General features: G+C 75.4%; 12 protein-coding genes. 5 read left to right on the plus strand and 7 right to left on the minus strand.

The genetic code is table 11. The features are described from left to right. Positions 1–12: 12 nt before the first annotated feature. The 4 genes from ACFY3N_RS20500 to ACFY3N_RS20515 all read right to left on the minus strand — a co-directional run bounded on the left by ACFY3N_RS20500 (position 13) and on the right by ACFY3N_RS20515 (position 7943). On the minus strand, positions 13–4665 hold the full coding sequence (locus ACFY3N_RS20500) for a hypothetical protein (protein WP_390818117.1): 4653 nt from the start codon (positions 4663–4665) through the stop codon (positions 13–15). Positions 4666–4699: 34 nt separating this feature from the next. Then, positions 4700–5581 carry a hypothetical protein gene (locus ACFY3N_RS20505; RefSeq protein ID WP_390818118.1) on the minus strand — a complete coding sequence of 294 codons (882 nt, stop codon included), beginning with the start codon at positions 5579–5581 and terminating at the stop codon, positions 4700–4702. Between the two features lie 49 nt (positions 5582–5630). After that, positions 5631–7157: a hypothetical protein gene (locus tag ACFY3N_RS20510; protein WP_390818119.1), complete on the minus strand. Its 1527-nt coding sequence runs from the start codon at positions 7155–7157 to the stop codon at positions 5631–5633. A gap of 69 nt (positions 7158–7226) precedes the next feature. Next, positions 7227–7943 (minus strand): GntR family transcriptional regulator, encoded by a 717-nt coding sequence (locus ACFY3N_RS20515; RefSeq protein ID WP_390818120.1) that lies wholly within the window; start codon positions 7941–7943, stop codon positions 7227–7229. A 134-nt stretch (positions 7944–8077) separates the two neighbouring features. Between ACFY3N_RS20515 and ACFY3N_RS20520 the strand changes: the two genes are divergently transcribed. The 5 genes from ACFY3N_RS20520 to ACFY3N_RS20540 are packed head-to-tail and all read left to right on the plus strand — an operon-like array spanning position 8078 to position 12534. Then, positions 8078–9397, plus strand: coding sequence for an MFS transporter (locus ACFY3N_RS20520; protein WP_390818121.1), 1320 nt, complete (start codon positions 8078–8080; stop codon positions 9395–9397). Continuing rightward, positions 9394–10239 (plus strand): putative hydro-lyase, encoded by an 846-nt coding sequence (locus tag ACFY3N_RS20525; protein WP_390818122.1) that lies wholly within the window; start codon positions 9394–9396, stop codon positions 10237–10239. Before ACFY3N_RS20520 ends, ACFY3N_RS20525 begins: the two co-directional genes overlap by 4 nt. Before the next feature lie 38 nt (positions 10240–10277). Further along, entirely contained in the window at positions 10278–11036 is a 759-nt protein-coding gene (locus tag ACFY3N_RS20530) for a LamB/YcsF family protein (protein ID WP_390818123.1), read from the plus strand. Continuing rightward, positions 11033–11662 (plus strand): allophanate hydrolase subunit 1, encoded by a 630-nt coding sequence (locus ACFY3N_RS20535; protein WP_390818124.1) that lies wholly within the window; start codon positions 11033–11035, stop codon positions 11660–11662. The genes ACFY3N_RS20530 and ACFY3N_RS20535 overlap by 4 nt, the downstream gene beginning before the upstream one ends. Beyond that, positions 11659–12534, plus strand: coding sequence for a biotin-dependent carboxyltransferase family protein (locus tag ACFY3N_RS20540; RefSeq protein ID WP_390818125.1), 876 nt, complete (start codon positions 11659–11661; stop codon positions 12532–12534). The genes ACFY3N_RS20535 and ACFY3N_RS20540 overlap by 4 nt, the downstream gene beginning before the upstream one ends. Before the next feature lie 119 nt (positions 12535–12653). Here ACFY3N_RS20540 and ACFY3N_RS20545 read toward each other — a convergent pair whose 3' ends face one another. The 3 genes from ACFY3N_RS20545 to ACFY3N_RS20555 form a co-directional block, all read right to left on the minus strand. Further along, entirely contained in the window at positions 12654–13847 is a 1194-nt protein-coding gene (locus tag ACFY3N_RS20545) for a glycosyltransferase (RefSeq protein ID WP_390818126.1), read from the minus strand. Continuing rightward, a complete protein-coding gene (locus ACFY3N_RS20550) occupies positions 13844–14968 on the minus strand; it encodes a glycosyltransferase family 4 protein (protein WP_390818127.1) in 1125 nt (374 codons plus the stop codon). The genes ACFY3N_RS20545 and ACFY3N_RS20550 overlap by 4 nt, the downstream gene beginning before the upstream one ends. A gap of 162 nt (positions 14969–15130) precedes the next feature. Beyond that, entirely contained in the window at positions 15131–16549 is a 1419-nt protein-coding gene (locus ACFY3N_RS20555; RefSeq protein ID WP_390818128.1) for a HEAT repeat domain-containing protein, read from the minus strand. Between the last annotated feature and the right edge of the window lie 125 nt (positions 16550–16674).

Here is a 16674-nt window from a genome sequence, read left to right on the forward strand (position 1 = left end):
GGCGACGCCTGATCAGCCGCTCGCCGCCGCGGGCCGTTTGAACATGCGGGTCGCCGTGATCTCGCTGTGCGCCTCCTCGGCCGGGTCCTGCTGGGGAAGTCCCGGCCGGAGGTGCTCCTCCACACTGATGTACTTCAGGCCGGCCCGCAGGTCGGCGTCGTTCCGCAACCGGATGACCAGTGGGAACTCCGCGAGCGCCGTCGTGTCGAACAGACCGGTGGTGTAGAGGAGCTGGACGCCGAGCGCGTCGGCGACCGCGCGCTGGAGCTCCAGGAGGTACGTGGCGTTGGCGCGGCCGATGGGGTTGTCCAGGAACAGCGTGCCGGCATGGCGGTGCCTGTCCCGGCCGCGGTCGTTGGAGCGCAGCGCGGCCATCGTGCAGTACAGGGCGATGGCCGCGGTGAGCAGCTGGCCGCCGGAGAACACGTCGCCCATCTGGCCGACGGGTACGCGTTCGGCGCGCAGTACCGCGTCGGGCTTGAGGATCTCGACGGCGACGCCCTTCGGCTGGAGGGCGGCGGCGACCCCGCGCAGCAGCAGGGACATGCCGTCGCGCCGCAGGTCGGAGTTCTTCTTGACGGCCGCCCGGGTCGCCTCGTCGACGACCTCGCCGAGCCGCTCGGTGAGGGTGGCCTGGTCGGGTTCCTCGAAGCGGATGCGCAGGAACTCCTGTCCGGACCACTCGCCGAGGCCTTCCGGCAGCCGGGACAGCCGCTGAGCGGAGCGGAGGGTGGCGAGGGCGGACTCGACCAGGCCCCGCAGCCGGTCCACGATCGAGTCGCGGTTGCGCTCCAGCTGCTCCAGCTCGTCGGTGAGGACCCGCAGCCGGGGTGCGAAGGCGTCCGCCCACTTCTGGGCGTGCTCGGGCAGCGCGGAGGCGGGCAGCTCACGGATCTGCTGGCGCGCGGGCGTGCGAACCTGCTCGTAGCGCGTGGAGTTGGCGTGGCGGACGAGGATGTCGCTCGCCTCGCGCACGGCGGACTCGGCGGCGGACAGGTCGGCGGCGCAGCCGCGCAGCGAGCGGCGGGACTCGGCGGCGGACTGCCGGGCCTCGTCCAGACCACCCGGGTAGGGCTCGGGCTGCTCCTGCTCCTCCTCGGGGGCGTGTTCGCGCAGCAGGTCGCGGAGCATGGCGGCGATCTCGTCGAAGCCGCCGGCCGCCTCCTCGGCGGCGCGGTGCGCGTCGAGGAGTTCGGCGTGGGCCTCCTGGGCCTGGCTCAGGGCCTCGCTGCGGGAGGCGAGTTCGGTGGTGGCGGTGCGCAGGAGGGCCTGTGCGTGCTCGGCGTCACGCGGCACCAGGTCCTCGGGGAGCCCGGTGTGCGCCTCGCCGTCCTCGGGCGCGAGCCGTTCGGCCTCGCCGCGCAGCCGTCCGAGCTGCTCGCTCGCACTGGACATGCGGGTCTCCAGGAGCTGCACCAGCTCATCGGCGCGGGCGGCGGCGGCCTGCCGGCTGGGTCCGTCGGCGCCGTCGGGCGACTGGAGCAACTGCTCGGCGCGGGTGCGGACCTTGTTGCTGAGCCGGTCCAGCTCGGCGCGGGCAGCGCTCTCGTCGCTCTCCGCACGGGCCTGTTCGGCGCGCAGATCGGCGCCGACGCCGACTTTCTCGTACACCTGGGAGGCGGCGCGGTAGGCCTCGCGCAGAGCGGGCAGGGACGCCTGCGGCGCTCCGGTGCCGTCCTCGGGCACGTCGTCGGGGGCGCCCGCGATCTCGGAGCGCTCGGCGCGCAGCGCGCGGGCGGTGCGCCGGGCGTCGTCGGCGGCACGCTGGGCGCCGCGCCGGTCCTCGTCGGCGGCGCGCGCCCGTTCCAGACAGGTCTGGGCGCGGGCTTCCGCCTCGGTCGCGTCGTCGGCGAGTTCGCGCAGCTTGACCTGCCAGCCGGCCCGTTCGCGCAGCCGGAAGGCGAGTCCGGCGAGGGCGTCGGCCGCGCGCCGGGCCTTCTGCGCGGCTTCCTGCCGCTCGTCACGGACGCCGACGGCCTCGGCGGCGGCCTCCTCGGCCTCCGCCCTCACGGTGCGCGCCTCGGTCAGCTCGGCCTCGGACTCCTCGGCGAACGCCCGCGCCTCGTGGGCCGTACCGGCCAGCTCCGTGAGCCGCCCGGCGGGGCAGCCGGTGCGCCAGGAGGCGAGCCGCGCGGCCAGCTCACGGTCCTTGCCGAGCCGGGCGGCGAGCGCGCGGATCTCCTCGTCCCGCTCGGCCGCCCGGGCGCGCAGCGCCTGCCGCTCCTCGTCGGCGGCGTACTCGTCGTGCATGGCCGGGTTCGGTGGTACGAGGAAGACGTCCCCGGTGTCCGTGCCCGGCGCGGGGGTGGGGGCGAGCAGGGCGGCGGCGGTGCCGACGGCGACGGCGGACCGGGGCAGCAGGGCGGCGTCGCTCAGTGCCTCGCGGGCACGGAGGTGGGAGTCCGGGTCGGTGATGATGACACCGTCGACCAGCTCGGGGCGGGCGGCCAGCACGCGCGCGTGGTCGGCGGGGTCGACGGCCTGGGCCAGGTAGCGCCACCCCGGGAGTGCCGGGATGCCGTGCTCGCCCAGGAACTCGACCGTCGCCAGCACGTCCGGGCCGGGCGGCAGCAGCCCGCCGTCGCCGAGGGCGCCGAGGATGCGGGCGTCGTCCGCGGCGGCGGTGCGCAGGTCGAACAGCTGCCGTTCGGCGGAGGAGACCGCGTCGTCGAGCAGTTCGCGCAGTTCGTCGGCGAAGCGGTCGAGTTCCTCGGCGGTCAGGACGCCCTCGCCGGAGGAGGGCCCGGCCTCGGAGCCGCCCGCGGCGCGGTCCGTGTCCGTGCGCTGTCCCGGCACACCGGCCGGCCGCCGGCCGGAAGCCCCCGGCAGGCTCAGCAGTTCCGCCAGCCGTTGTTCGGCGGCGAGGGCCTCGGCCGTGCGGCGCTCACCCTCGTGGGCGCGCTCGGCCGCCGTGGCCGCGTCCGCCGCGCGGGCCGCGGTGAGTTCCGCGCGGCTCTCGGCGGCGGCCGCCTCCCGCGCGTGTTCGGTGGCCCGGCGGGCCGCCTCACGGGCGGTGTCCCAGGCGGCGACCGCCGTCTTCTCGGCGTCGCTGGCCGCGAGGGCGGCCCTGGCGGGGTCTGCGTCCGGGGCGCTGTCGTCGAGCCAGCCGGCCCGCACGGCCTCGGCGGTCTCCTGCTCGACCTCGGTGAGCCGCTGCCGCAGGTGCCCGACCTCGCTGCGGGCCCGCTGCGCCTCGGTGGCGGCGGTGGTGGAGTCGCGGTAGGCGCCGTCGCTGACCTCCTGGAGGGCGGCGGACCGCTCCTCCTCCTCGTTGGCGAGGTTCTCGGCGTTCTGCGCGGCCACGTGCAGGGCGCGTACCAGGTCGACGGCGGCCTTGGCGCGCGCGGCCAGCGCGGGGGCCGCGTCCCGCTCGGCCTCCTGGATCGCGGCGGAGACCCGGGCGACGCGGTCGGCGGCGGCACGGTGGCGCAGTACGGCCTCGGCGGCCTGCCAGGCCGCGTACAGGGTGCGCGCGTCGGCGAGTTCGCGCTTCTGGGCGGCGGCGGACTTCTCGGCGGCGGCGAGCGCCAGGGAGGCGTGCCGGTAGGCGAGTTCGGCGGAGATCAGCGCGCTGTGCCCGCGTGCCGACTCCGCGTGGGTGACGGCGTGCGCGGCGGCGGTGACCCGCCCGGCCAGGTCGGCCGCGCGGACGCGTTCCCGGGCGCCGCGTGCGGAGAGCCGGCGGGCCAGGGTGCGGGTGCGGCGCTCGGCGGCGGTGTGGATCTCCCGTGCCCGGGTGCGGGTCTCGGCGGCCTCGACGATCCGGCCCAGCAGATCGACGGACCCGGCGGTGAAGTCGCGTTCGGCGATCAGCTCGGCGCGCCGGCCCAGCTTGTTGCCGAAGCCGCCGACCAGGTCGGCGAGTCCGTCGGTGTCCCGGGTGTCGGTGACGGCGCGCAGCAGCAGGTCGGTGAAGTCGGAGTCCTTCTTGACCGCGAAGAGGCCGGCGGCCTCGCCCTCGTCGGCGTTCATCTCCCGCTGGTAGCGGAAGAGCTCGGGGTCGAGTCCCAGGTCGCCGAGGTGTTCGGTCCAGCGCTCGTGGGTCTCCTCCCAGTGCACCTCCAGGTGGGGGTAGTTCTTGCCGGCCTCCGTGAGGGCGTCCCGGAAGCCCTTCATGGTGCGGCGGCGTCCCCGCGCGCCCGACTGGCCCTCGACGGGCGGCCGTACGGCCGTGGACTCGGCGACGGGGAGGTTGTCCAGGCTGAGGCCGGGGCCGGGCCGGAAGGAGTACCAGGCCTCGGCGAACTTCCTCGGGTCGTTGGAGACCTGGCGGCCCCGCCACTCGCTGGCCTTGCCGACGACGACGCACTCGCCGGTCTGCACGTGCTGCCACTCCAGCGCCACATGGCCGCAGTCGTCGGCGAGCAGGAACTTGCGCAGCACACCGGAGCTGGCGCCGCCGAGGGTGTTGCGGTGGCCCGGGAGCATCACGGAGAAGATCAGCTTCAGCAGGACCGACTTGCCGCCGCCGTTCTCCAGGAAGAGCACCCCGGCGGGTGCGGGCCGGCGCGGCGGGCCGACGGGCTCCTCCTCGAAGAACTCCGCCTGCGTCGGCGCGGGCTCCGGCACGACCCCGCCGACACCGCGCAGGTCGAGCACGGTGTCGGCGTAGCGCGCACCGGCCGGCCCGATGGAGTAGAGGCGGACCCGGGACAGCTCGTACATGGCGGACTCTCGTGAGGCTTCGTGAGACGGGGGTTCAGGCGGAGTGGAACGGCAGGCCGGCGTCGGCGACCAGCTCGAGGTCGTCGCCGTCCTCGGGCGGCAGCAGGGTGGGTGTCCCGTCGGTGACCGGGACGACGCCCAGCTCCAGCAGTTCGGCCATGGCGGCGCCGCCCGCCATGTCCCGGACCTGGAGCTGATAGCGGGCCGTGGTGCGGTACGTGCCGCCGTTGTCGTCGCCGGTGCGCTGCAGGAAGCCGGAGTCGGTGAGGAAGCCGACGGCCTTGGCGACGATGCCGGTGGTCGATCCCGCGAGCCGGCGCGCGTCCTTGGTGGCGCCGGTCGAGCTGCGTCTGGACCAGATCCGCCACGCGGCCTCCAGGCCGGGGGCGTCGCTGGCCGGGTCGGTGTTCTCGCCCTGCTCCGCGGCGCGCTCCTCCAGCCGGTGGCAGGCCTGGCGGACGAAGGCGTCGACGCCGTTGACCGTGACGCGCCCGATGTAGCCGTCGTCGGCGAGGTCCTCGGGGCGCGGGAAGGCCATGGCGGCGACGGCGAGGTGGGCGAGCCCGTGCAGGAACCGGTCGCCGCCGTCGGCGGAGGTGCGGCGCGCGTAGTCGCCCATGCGGACGGCGAAGACGGAGTCCTCGGCGGCGGTGACGGCCATGCCGGCGCGCGGGGACACTTCCAGCACGATCAGTCCGAGGCCGGTGGCCACGGCGTCGGCGAGCCGCGCGAACGGCGGGTCCTCGCGGTAGCGGCGCAGCAGGTCGGCGTACTCCTGGTCGCGGGCGGGCTGGAGCTTGGGCTGGAGGCCGAAGGCGACGAGCCGTGCCGCGTCGGCGGCGTCGGCGGGCGTGACGGCGGCGCTCGCCGGTGCGGCCGCGGCCTCCGGCTCACTCCACTCGACGTGCTCGGTCACGGTCGGGGCTCCTTGCTCTGGGACATCTCGGTGCGGGCTTCTTCCTCCGTCATGCCGCCTCCGACCGGTCCGCGGCCATCCCCGCCGCGTCCAGCAGGGCCGTGCCGACGATGAGGTCGGCGCCGCCGAACTCGGGGTCGTCGAGGTCGGTTCCGTCGTCCACGGCGAACAGCAGCTTCCGCTCGCCCTGGCGGTAGGCGGTGCCGACCGGAGGGCTGGCGGCGTGGATGGCCAGCAGGGCGACCAGGTAGGGAAGTTCGGGGTCCCGGCGGCGGGCGTCGGCGAGCAGTCCGGACAGCCGGCGCGGTGCGTCGGCCGGCAGGTCCAGCAGCTCCGTGGCGGCCGCCAGCTGCTCCTCGCTGAAGCGGCTGTCGTCGGGCGTGGCGATCAGGTCGGGCTCGGGCATCTCGGCACCGAGGTGTTCCCGCTCCACGGGCGGTGTCAGCAGGATCTCGACGAGATCGGCGACCCGGACGGACACCGGGGTGCGCAGTCCGGTGCCGTGGGCGAAGAAGGCGTCGGTGACCCGGGCCGCCCGCTCCACCGGCAGCGGCAGCAGGGGCGCGAGGAGGTGGCCGTAGAGGTCGGTGCCCGAGGCCGACGTGGGGGTGGCGAAGGCCTGCCGGTCCTGTTCGGCGCGGAACAGCGGGCCGGCCTCCAGCAGCCGGGACTGCAGCTGCGTGTGGCGCCGGATGCAGTCCTTGACGATGTCCACCAGCTCGGCCGCCCGGCGCTTGTGCTCGGGTTCCTCGGTCTCGTCGCGGGCCCTGCGGATGTTGGTGAGGATCGCGTTCTCGTGGCGGTAGCGGTCCGCCACGTGGTCCAGGGCCTCGGCGATCAGGTCGGGCACGGCGCTCAGCCAGTCCACCGCGCGGACGTTGCGGCGGGTGGCGTCCAGGGCCCGGCGCAGGGTCTCGGAGTACTGCACGGTCCGGTAGCGGGCCTGCTCGGCGGCGAGCTGGGCGTCGGCGAGCCTGCCCCGGCTGATCAGCACCTCCAGCTTGACCTCGGCGGCGATCTGCGCGCTGGTGACGTCGGTGTCCAGGGCGCCGACCAGGACGTTGACGGCCTCGTCGGTCGTTCGCAGGTACACCGTGCCGCCGGGGCCGGGGACCTCCTCGATCAGCTTGAAGTCGTAGTCGCGGCGCACATAGGTGCCGTCCGCGCCGAACACGCCGTACACCGCGCGGAAGCCGCGGTCGACGCTGCCGACGTTGATCAGGTTCTCCAGGACCCAGCGGGCCACCCGCTCGTGCTCGGCGGCGGGGCGGCGCGGGGCCTGGGCGGCGATGCGCGGGACGAGCCGGGTGACCACCTGGTCGTGGTCCGCGCCCGTGTCGAAGTCCATGTTCAGGGTGACGAGGTCGATGGCCGCGAGGGCGATCTCCGCCATGCCGTACACCGAGTACTCGCCGGCGAGATTGGCCTTGCGCACATCGAGGTCGTGCAGCGGCGCGGTGCACGCGAGCGCGCGCAGCCGCCGCGCCAGCCCTTCGTCGGCGGCCGGGCCCGGCGCGGGCCGCGGCCCCGCGCTGAGCTGGGGCGGAACGCTGTCCGTCGATGCAGGCGAAGTCACGGTGCACAGACTAGGTCCTCGGTCCGACAACCACCCAAACGACCGTGTTCTGCCCCGGCGCGACGGTCGTCACACCGCCGGCCGGCCGTCCTCGCCGTCCCCGCCGACCCTCCGCCGGTACACCTCGACGACCCGTTCCAGCGAGACCTCGAGGTAAGCCGCCAGCAACGCCTCGGCCTTGTCGCGGTCCCCGTCCTGCAAGGCCTGAAGAATCCCGACATTGCGGGCGATGTACGGTTCGTGCAGCCGCTGTGGCTCGTCCACGACGTGGAAGGCGAGCCGCAGTTCGGCGAAGACGCTGCGCATCAGCTCGTCCGTGCGCTCACTGGCGGCGAGGGCCACCAGTTCCCGGTGGAAGTGGATGTTGGCCGTACCCACGCCTTTCCAGTCACCTTCGCGCGCCGCCGCGCGCCCCTGTTCCACCATCTCGGCGAGCGCGCCGAGCGCGTAGGGCGGGTCGCCGAGCCCGCGCACGACGGCGCACTCGACGAGCCGGCGGGTGCGGTAGATGTCCTCGACGTCCTCGACGGTCAGCACGCGGACGAACACGCCCCGGTTCAGCTCGTGGACGAGCAGCCGTTCGTGCGTGAGCAGCCGGAACGCCTCGCGCAGCGTGTTGCGGGAGACGCCGAGCGCACCGCCGATGCCGTCCTCCGACAGCCGCGTTCCGGGCGGGAAGTACCCCTCGGCGATGCGGCTCCTGAGGATGTCCGCGACCCGCTCGGCGGTGCTGGTACGGCCCAACAGGGCACGGTCGTCGGCCAGTCCGTTCAGCTGCTCTGCCATGCCGGAATTCAACCGCACGCAAAAGGACGGGACAACACGGGTATTGAAGGATCGTTCAACGATCCTCTACCTTGCTGGGCAGTGGCACGGCTCACTCCTTCCCGCACCCTCCGTCCTCCCTCTGCGAGGTGCCCATGAGCACGCCCCCTCCACCGAGAGCCCTGACCGGCACCCCACGCCCCGCACCGCCCGGACAAGCCTCCGACGACGGGGCGTTCGGCTGGCTGCGCGCACTGGGGCCGCGCGGCCGACGCGCCTTCGGCGGCGCGTTCGGCGGCTATGCCCTGGACTCGTACGACTACTTCACGCTGCCGCTGACGATGGTCGCGCTGTCGGCGTACTTCGGTCTGAACAGCGGCCAGACCGGCCTGCTCACGACCGTCACCCTGGTGGTCTCCGCGGTCGGCGGCGCCCTCGCCGGCGTGCTGGCGGACCGCGTCGGCCGGGTCAGGGCACTGCTGCTGACCGTGATCACGTACGCGGTGTTCACCGTGGCCTGCGGCTTCGCGCCCACCTACGAGACGCTGCTGGTGTTCCGCGCGCTGCAGGGCCTCGGCTTCGGCGGTGAGTGGGCGGTCGGCGCGATCCTGGTCGCCGAGTACGCGAGCGCCCGGCACCGCGGCCGCACCCTCGGCGCGGTCCAGAGCTCCTGGGCCGTGGGCTGGGCGCTGGCCGTGATCGTGTACACGATGATCTTCTCGCTGGCCGACGACGACCTGGCCTGGCGCGTGATGTTCTGGACCGGCGCGCTGCCGGCGCTGCTCGTGGTGTGGGTGCGGCGCAGTGTGCGGGACGCGCCCGGGGCGGCCGCCGCGCGGGAGAAGAGCGCGCAGAAGGGGTCGTTCGGGGCGATCTTCCGGCGGAGCCGGCCGGGATCGCCGGGTCTGCTGCGCACCACGCTCTTCGCCGTGCTGCTCTCCACCGGCGTCCAGGGCGGTTACTACACCCTCGCCACCTGGGTGCCGACCTATCTGAAGACGGAGCGCGACCTGTCGGTCGTCGGCACCGGCGGCTATCTGGCGTTCCTGATCTCGGGTGCCTTCGCCGGCTATCTGACCGGCGGCCACCTCACCGACCGGCTGGGCCGCCGGCGCAACATCTGGCTGTTCGCGCTGCTGTCCGCGTTCTGCATCCTGGCGTACGCGAACATCCCGAGCGGCGCCGACACCGTGCTCCTCGGGCTCGGTTTCCCGCTCGGGTTCTGCATGTCGGCGATCTTCAGCGGCTTCGGTTCCTATCTGAGCGAGCTGTACCCGACGCCGGTGCGCGGTACGGGGCAGGGCTTCACGTACAACACCGGACGTGCCGTGGGCGCCGTCTTCCCCACGACGGTCGGCTTCCTGGCCGACGGCTGGGGCGTGGGCGGGGCGCTGGTCTTCGGCGCGGTCGGCTACGGCATCGCGGCGCTGGCGCTGCTGGGGCTGCCGGAGACGCGCGGGAAGGAGCTGGAGTGAACCGCACCGACGACCGTGCGCCGGCCGTGGTGGACGACCGCCCCGTGCCCCTCGTCGACGACCGCGCGCACGGGTGGAGTCCGCGAACGGCGCGCGCCCGCTTCCGGGAGGGGCTGGCCGGCCCCACGGCCGGCGTGGCCGCGGGGCACACGCAGGCCAATCTGATCTCGGTGCCCGCCGACTGGGCGTACGACATGCTGCTGTTCTGCCAGCGCAACCCCAAGCCCTGCCCGGTCCTGGACGTCACCGACGCCGGGTCCACGACCACCGTCCTCGCCGCGGACGCGGACCTGCGGACCGATCTGCCGCGCTACCGCGTGTGGGAGCACGGCGAGCTGGTGGACGAGCCGACGGACGTGCGGGCGTACTGGCGCGGTGACCTGGTGTCGTTCCTGATCGGCTGCAGCTTCACGTTCGAGTGGGCGCTGACGGCGGCGGGCGTTCCGGTCCGGCACGTCGAGCAGGGCCGCAACGTTCCCATGTACGTGACCAGTTGGCAGTGCCGTCCGGCGGGGCGGCTGCGCGGGCCGATGGTGGTGTCCATGCGGCCGGTGCCGCCGGCGCACCTCGCCGCGGCGATCCGGGAGAGCAGTCTGCTGCCGGCGGTGCACGGCGGGCCCGTGCACTGCGGCGACCCCTCCGGGCTGGGCATCGGCGACCTCGGCAGCCCGGACTTCGGCGACCCGGTGGACCTCGAGCCGGACGACATCCCGGTGTTCTGGGCCTGCGGGGTGACCCCGCAGGCGGCCGTCATGGCCTCCCGTCCGCCGTTCGCCATCACGCACGCACCGGGACGGATGTTCCTCAGCGACGCCCGCGACGAGCAGTTCCGCGTGGCCTGACCGACCTGCGCGGCACGAGCAGGAGAAACGAAGGATCCATGACCTCGATCGATCTGAACGCCGACCTCGGCGAGGGCTTCGGCCGCTGGCGGCTCACCGACGACGAGCGGCTGTTGTCCGTGGTGACCAGTGCCAACGTGGCGTGCGGTTTCCACGCCGGGGACGCGGCCACCATGCGCCGGGTGTGCGAGCTCGCGGCCGGGCGCGGGGTGCGGATCGGCGCCCAGGTCTCCTACCGGGACCTGGCCGGGTTCGGGCGGCGCGCGATGGACGTGCCGCCCGCAGAGCTGGCGGCCGAGGTCGCCTACCAGATCGGCGCCCTGGAGGTCTTCGCCCGCGCGGCGGGCTCCCGCGTGGCGTACGTCAAACCGCACGGGGCGCTGTACAACCGGGTGGTGCGCGACGAGGAGCAGGCCGGCGCGGTCGTGGACGGGGTGCTCCTGGCGGACGCCACGCTGCCCGTGCTCGGCCTGCCCGGCTCCCGGCTGCTGGAACTGGCCCGGAAGGCGGGGCTGCCGGTGGTCACGGAGGCGTTCGCCGACCGGGCGTACACCGACGGGGGGACGCTGGTGCCACGCCGTCAGGAGGGAGCCGTGGTCACCGACCCGGAGTCGGTGGTGGCCCGCTCGGTGGACCTGGCCCGCCGCGGGGAGGTCGACGCGCACTCGGGACGGCGTATCGCGGTGCGGGCGCGCTCCCTGTGCCTGCACGGTGACACGCCCGGCGCGGTGGACCTGGCGCGACGGGTGCGCGACGCGCTGGAGGCGTCCGGGGTCCGGGTGGAGGCCTTCGCATGAGGGTGCTGTCCGTCGGCGAGGACGCCCTGCTCGTCGAGGTCTCCTCGGGCGACGAGGCCCAGGCGCTCCACGCGGAGCTGCTGCGGCGCCGCGCGGAGGGCTCGCTGCCGGTCGGCGAGATCGTCCCGGCGGCGCGCACGGTGCTGCTCGACGGCCTGTCCGATCCGGCCCAGCTGGCCGCCGAGCTGACCTCCCGCGAGCTGCCGCCCGTGCCCCCGCGGGCGCGGGAGACGGTCGAGATCCCGGTGCGCTACGACGGCCCGGACCTCGCGGACGTCGCCGCGCACTGGGGCGTCTGCGCGCGGGAGGCGGCCCGTGTCCACGCGGGCACCGAATTCCGCGTCGCGTTCTGCGGATTCGCGCCGGGCTTCGGCTACCTCACCGGTCTGCCGGCGCGCTACGACGTGCCCCGCCGGGCCACTCCGCGCACCTCGGTCCCGGCCGGCTCGGTGGCGCTGGCGGGTCCTTACACGGGCGTGTACCCGCGGTCCTCGCCGGGCGGCTGGCAGCTGATCGGCACGACCGACCTCGTGCTGTGGGACCACGCGCGCGTGCCCGCGGCGCTGCTCTCCCCCGGCACGCGGGTGCGCTTCGTCCCGGTGGCCGCGACGGGGCCCGCGGCATGACGGACCGTGCGCTCGCCGTCGTCCGCGCGGGAGCCCTCACCACCGTGCAGGACCGGGGCCGCCCGGGGCACGCCCACCTCGGTGTGCCCCGCTCCGGGGCGCTGGACGGGCCCGCGGCGGCGCTCGCCAACCGGTTGACCGGCAACCGGCCGGACGCCGCCGTCCTGGAGACGACCCTCGACGGCTGCTCCCTGCGGCCCCGTTCCCCGGTCACCGTGGCGGTCACCGGGGCTCCCTGTCCGGTCACCGTGGACGGCCGGCCGGCCGCCTGGGGTGCGCCGGTGCGCGTGCGGGCCGGATCCGTGCTGGACGTCGGGGCGGCGGCCTTCGGAGTGCGCGCCTATGTGGCCGTCTCCGGTGGGATCGCCGTCGAACCGGTGCTCGGCAGCCGCTCCACGGACCTGCTCTCCGGTCTCGGCCCGGCCCCCCTCACGGACGGTGCCGTGCTCCCCCTCGGCACTCCGCCGGAGGGCCACGCGCGCGTGGACGTCGCCCCGCAGCCGGCGCCCCCGGGCGAGCTCGTGCTGCGGGTGACGCCGGGCCCGCGCGACGACTGGTTCACCCCGGCCGCCGTACGGCTGTTCACGTCCGGCACCTATCGCGTGTCGCCGGCGAGCAACCGCATCGGGCTGCGCACGGCCGGGCCGGCCCTGGAACGGGCCCGGCGGGACGAACTCCCCAGCGAGGGCATGGTGCTGGGCGCGGTCCAGGTGCCGCCCGACGGGACGCCGGTGGTCTTCCTGGCCGACCATCCGACCACCGGGGGCTACCCGGTGATCGCGGTCGTCCGCCCCGTCGACCTCCCGGCCGCCGCGCAGGCACGCCCCGGCACGCCGGTCCGCTTCGTCGCCGTACGCCGCCGACGCTCCTAGGTCCTGCCGTCACCTTCCCTTCGTCGCCCGCAGGGCGGCCCTGCGGCGCCATCCGCCGCCGGCCCGGTCCCCGGCCCCCTCGGCCGGCGAGTCCCCGTGGGCCACGAACCGCAGCGGGGTCACGAGAGCCCCCGGGACACCATCGGCCGTGTTGGAGGCACCCCCCTGCCCGCCGCCTCCGGCACCGTCACCGTCGCGTCGTGCGCCGCGAGGAACGCCGTCACCGCCGGCCCCCATCCGAAACGCTCCGCACGCGCGCGTGCCGCCTCGCGCCGGTCCGTCTCCGCGCGCTCCAGCAGCAGTTCGACGGCGTCCGCGAAGGCCTCCCCGCGGTTCCCGGCGACCGCGCCCGCCGTGCCGATCACCTCCGGAAGCGCCGAGGACGCGCTCACCACCACGGGCGTGCCGCACGCCATCGCCTCCAGTGCGGCGAGCCCGAAGGTCTCGGCGGGCCCCGGGGCCAGGCACACGTCGGCGGACGCCTGAAGTGCGCCCAGCGTCCTGCGGTCGCGCACGTGCCCCAGGAAGGTCACCGGCAGCCCGCGTTCCCGCGCGCGCTGTTCGAGCCGCGCCCGCAGCGGCCCGTCCCCGGCGACCAGCAGCACCGTCCGCCGCCCGCGCCGCAGCAGCGCCTCCAGCGCGTCCAGCGCGGTCCCCGGCCGTTTCTCCGGGGACAGCCTGGAGCACATCACGAGCAACGTCTCCGGCACGCGCGCGTACCGGGCACGCACTCCCGGGTCACGCAGCGCGGGGTGCCGTTCCCCCAGGTCGACGCCCAGCGGGGCCCGTACGACGTTGCGAGCCCCGATGCGCGTGAACTCCCGCTCGGCGAACCCGGTGGTGCACACCACGCGCGCGTACGTGTACGCGGTGCGGGTGTTGAGGGCGTCCGCGGTACGCCGGGCGGCCCGCTCCGGCAGTCCCCAGGTGCGCAGCACCCCGTCGGCGGTCTCGTGGGAGACCATGACCGCCGGGACGCGGGCCCGCCGGGCCCACCGGCCGGTCCAGCGCAGGGTCGTGCGGTCGGACACCTCGAGCCGGTCGGGGGCGAGATCCTGGAGCAGGCCGGCGATCCGCCGCCTGTCGGTGAGGACGCGGTAGCCGCCGGTGCCGGGCAGCAGCGGGCCCCGGAGGGTGATCACCCGTCCCTGCTCGGTCTCGTGGTCGCTCTCCCGTTCGCCGGGGACGATCAGCACGGGCCGGTGCCCCGCACCCAGGTAGCCCCTGCCGAGCTCCCGCAGGGCGGTGCGCAGACCTCCGGACGCGGGCGCCACGAAGTTCGCCAGCCGCACGATCCGCAGCGATGCGCTCATGCCGCCACCGCCGTCCTGCGCCCGGCGAGCACATCGGCGTAGTACCCGATCAGCCGGTCGCCGACGGCCGCCCAGGTGCGTTCCTCGACCGCCGCTCGCCCGGCCGCCCCGTACGCGGCCCGCAGGGCGGGATCGGCGGCCACGGACCACACCGCGTCGCGTACGGCGGCGGCGTCGCACGGCGGGACGAGCAGCCCGGTGCGGCCGTGCGCGACCAGGTCCAGCGGGCCGCCCGCCGCGGGCGCGACCACGGGCACCCCGCTCGCCATCGCCTCCTGCACGGTCTGGCAGAAGGTCTCGAACGGTCCGGTGTGCACGAAGACGTCCAGCGAGGCGAAGATCCGTGCGAGCTCCTCGCCGGTGCGGCGGCCGAGGAAGGCCGCGCCGGGCAGCGCCCGTTCCAGCGCCGGCCGGCTGGGCCCGTCGCCGACGACCACGACCCGCACTCCGGGCAGCGCGCAGGCGGCGGCCAGGAGCTCGACCCGCTTCTCCGGGGCGAGCCGGCCGAGGTAGCCGACGACGAGCTCGCCGTTCGGGGCGAGGCTGCGGCGCAGTGCCTCGTCGCGGAGGCCGGGCCGGAAGCGGGCGGTGTCCACGCCGCGCGGCCACAGCCGGACCCGGGGCACGCCGTGCGCCCGGAGGTCCCGCAGGGCGGCGCCGGACGGGGCCAGGGTGAGGTCGGCGGCCGTGTGCACGGAGCGGATGCGCCGCCAGGCCGCCGCCTCGCCGGCGCCCATGTACGTACGGGCGTATCCGGCGAGGTCGGTCTGGTAGACGGCGACGGCGGGCAGACCCAGGCGGGCGGCGGCCGCCATGCCGCGCACGCCGAGGACGAAGGGGCCGGCCAGGTGGACGACGTCGGCCCGGTGCCCGGCGATCGCGGCGGCCGGGCGCCGGCTGGGCAGGGCGACGCGGACCTGGGGGTAGCCGGGCAGCGGGAAGGAGGGGACGCGGACGACGGGGCAGGGCGCCCCGCCGTCGGGATCGCCGGCCGCGACGGCGGGGGCGACGACGAGGGGGGCGTGACCGCGGTCGACGAGGTGTCGGGCGGTCTGGAGCGCGCAGTGGGCCACGCCGTTCACATCGGGGGGAAAGGACTCGGTCACGATGACGACACGCATACCGGTGTTGTCGCCGCGCCGGACGTGGTCACGTCAAAGTGGATCTTTCCTGGCGGGGAACGCGCCATGAGCGTTGCCTCCCCCACCCGTGCGGGCCGGACGGCATCCACCCGCACCCGGCCCGCGGGGCGTCCGCCGTTCGCACCGCCCGCGCGGAAGGGGTCACACGGCGGGCTCCTCGGGACCGATCCGGCTGCGTACGGCGGTCTGCACCTCGGCCTCCTCGGCCGGGTCCGCGGCGAGCCGGCGCAGGCGCTCGACGACCCGGGCGTCCCCGGTCTCGGCGTGCCGGGCGGCGATCTCGCGGGTGGACTCCTCGCAGTCCCACAGGCACTCGACGGCGAAGCCGGTGCCGTAGGAGGGGTCGGTCACGGCGAGGGCACGGGCGGCACGGCCCCGCAGATGGGACGAGGCGGTCTCGCGGTAGACGTGGCGGAGCACGGGGGCGGCGCAGGCGATGCCCAGGCGTCCGGCGCCGTCGACGAGGGTCCACAGGGTCGGCGCGTCGGGGCCCTCGCCCCGTACCGCCTCCCTCAGCGCCGCGAGGACCAGGTCACGGTCCTGGACGCCGCCCCGGCAGGCGAGGACACGGCCGGCGGCGGCGCCCAGCGGATCGGGCCGGCGGGCCCAGCCGCGCGCCCGGTCGACGGCGGCGAGACTGCGCATGCGTTCGAAGGCGTCGACGGCGGCCTCCACGACGGCCGTCGAGCCGGTGGCCACGGCGCCCTCGATCAGGCCGAGGGCGTCGGGGTCGTTGCCGTCGGCGAGATACCGCAGGGCGGTGCACCGGGCTCCCTCGGCGCCGTCCCGGGCGGCCCGGACGATCTCGGGCCGGTCCTCGGGGCCCGCCACGGCGGTGAGGCAGCGGGCGGCCGGCACATGGAGCGCGGCGCCGCGCTCGACACCCTGCTGCGCCCACTCGAAGACCGCCCGCACGCTCCAGCCGGGACGGGGCCCGGTGGGGCGCATCTGCCGCTGCCAGCGGTCGAAGGACCCGGCCTCCCGGGCGGCGCGCACGCGCCTGGCGACGGACTCGCGGGGATCGTCGGCCCACAGGCGCCAGGGCCGTGGTTCGAAGGCGTCACGGACGGTGGCGGCGAGCTCCGCCTCGCCCTCGGCGTCGGTGGCGAACCGCGCGAGGACCGGGGCGGCGAGGGCGCGCAGGCCCGCGTCGTCGTCCCGGAGGGCCAGCTCGTCCAGGGCCCAGGCCCAGTTGGTGCCGTGGGCGGCGTACCTGCGCAGCAGGTCGAGGGCGTCCCGCCTGCCGTAGGAGGCGAGGTGCCCGAGGACCGAGAGGGCGAGTCCGGTGCGGGACTCGTCGGTGTCGAGGACGTCCTCGGGATCGAGGAGATGGGCCTCGATCGCGTCCAGTTCGCCGTGCAGGTCGAGGTAGAGGCGGGCGTAGTAGAGGGAGCGGTTCTCCACCTGCCAGTCGTGGCGCGGGTCGCGCAGCACACAGTGGTTCAGCGCCGCGAGCGCTTCGGAGCGCGGGGCGGTGAGCGCGTGCAGCGTGCCGTCGCCACGGCCCCGCTGGAGCAGGCCGAGCAGCGTACCGCTGGGCGCTATGACCGGATCGAACATGGGAAACAGCCTCACATCAAGCGTCGACGCAACCGGGGACGTGCATTACCTGGCCGCGTGACAACACGTCGGTGCGCCCGCCGTTTCCTGCTTGCTGTAGACCATTTCCCTCTGCCTCTCGTCGG

The organism is Streptomyces sp. NPDC000348, assembly GCF_042898795.1.
In the GTDB taxonomy this organism is placed as follows: Bacteria; Actinomycetota; Actinomycetes; order Streptomycetales; family Streptomycetaceae; genus Streptomyces.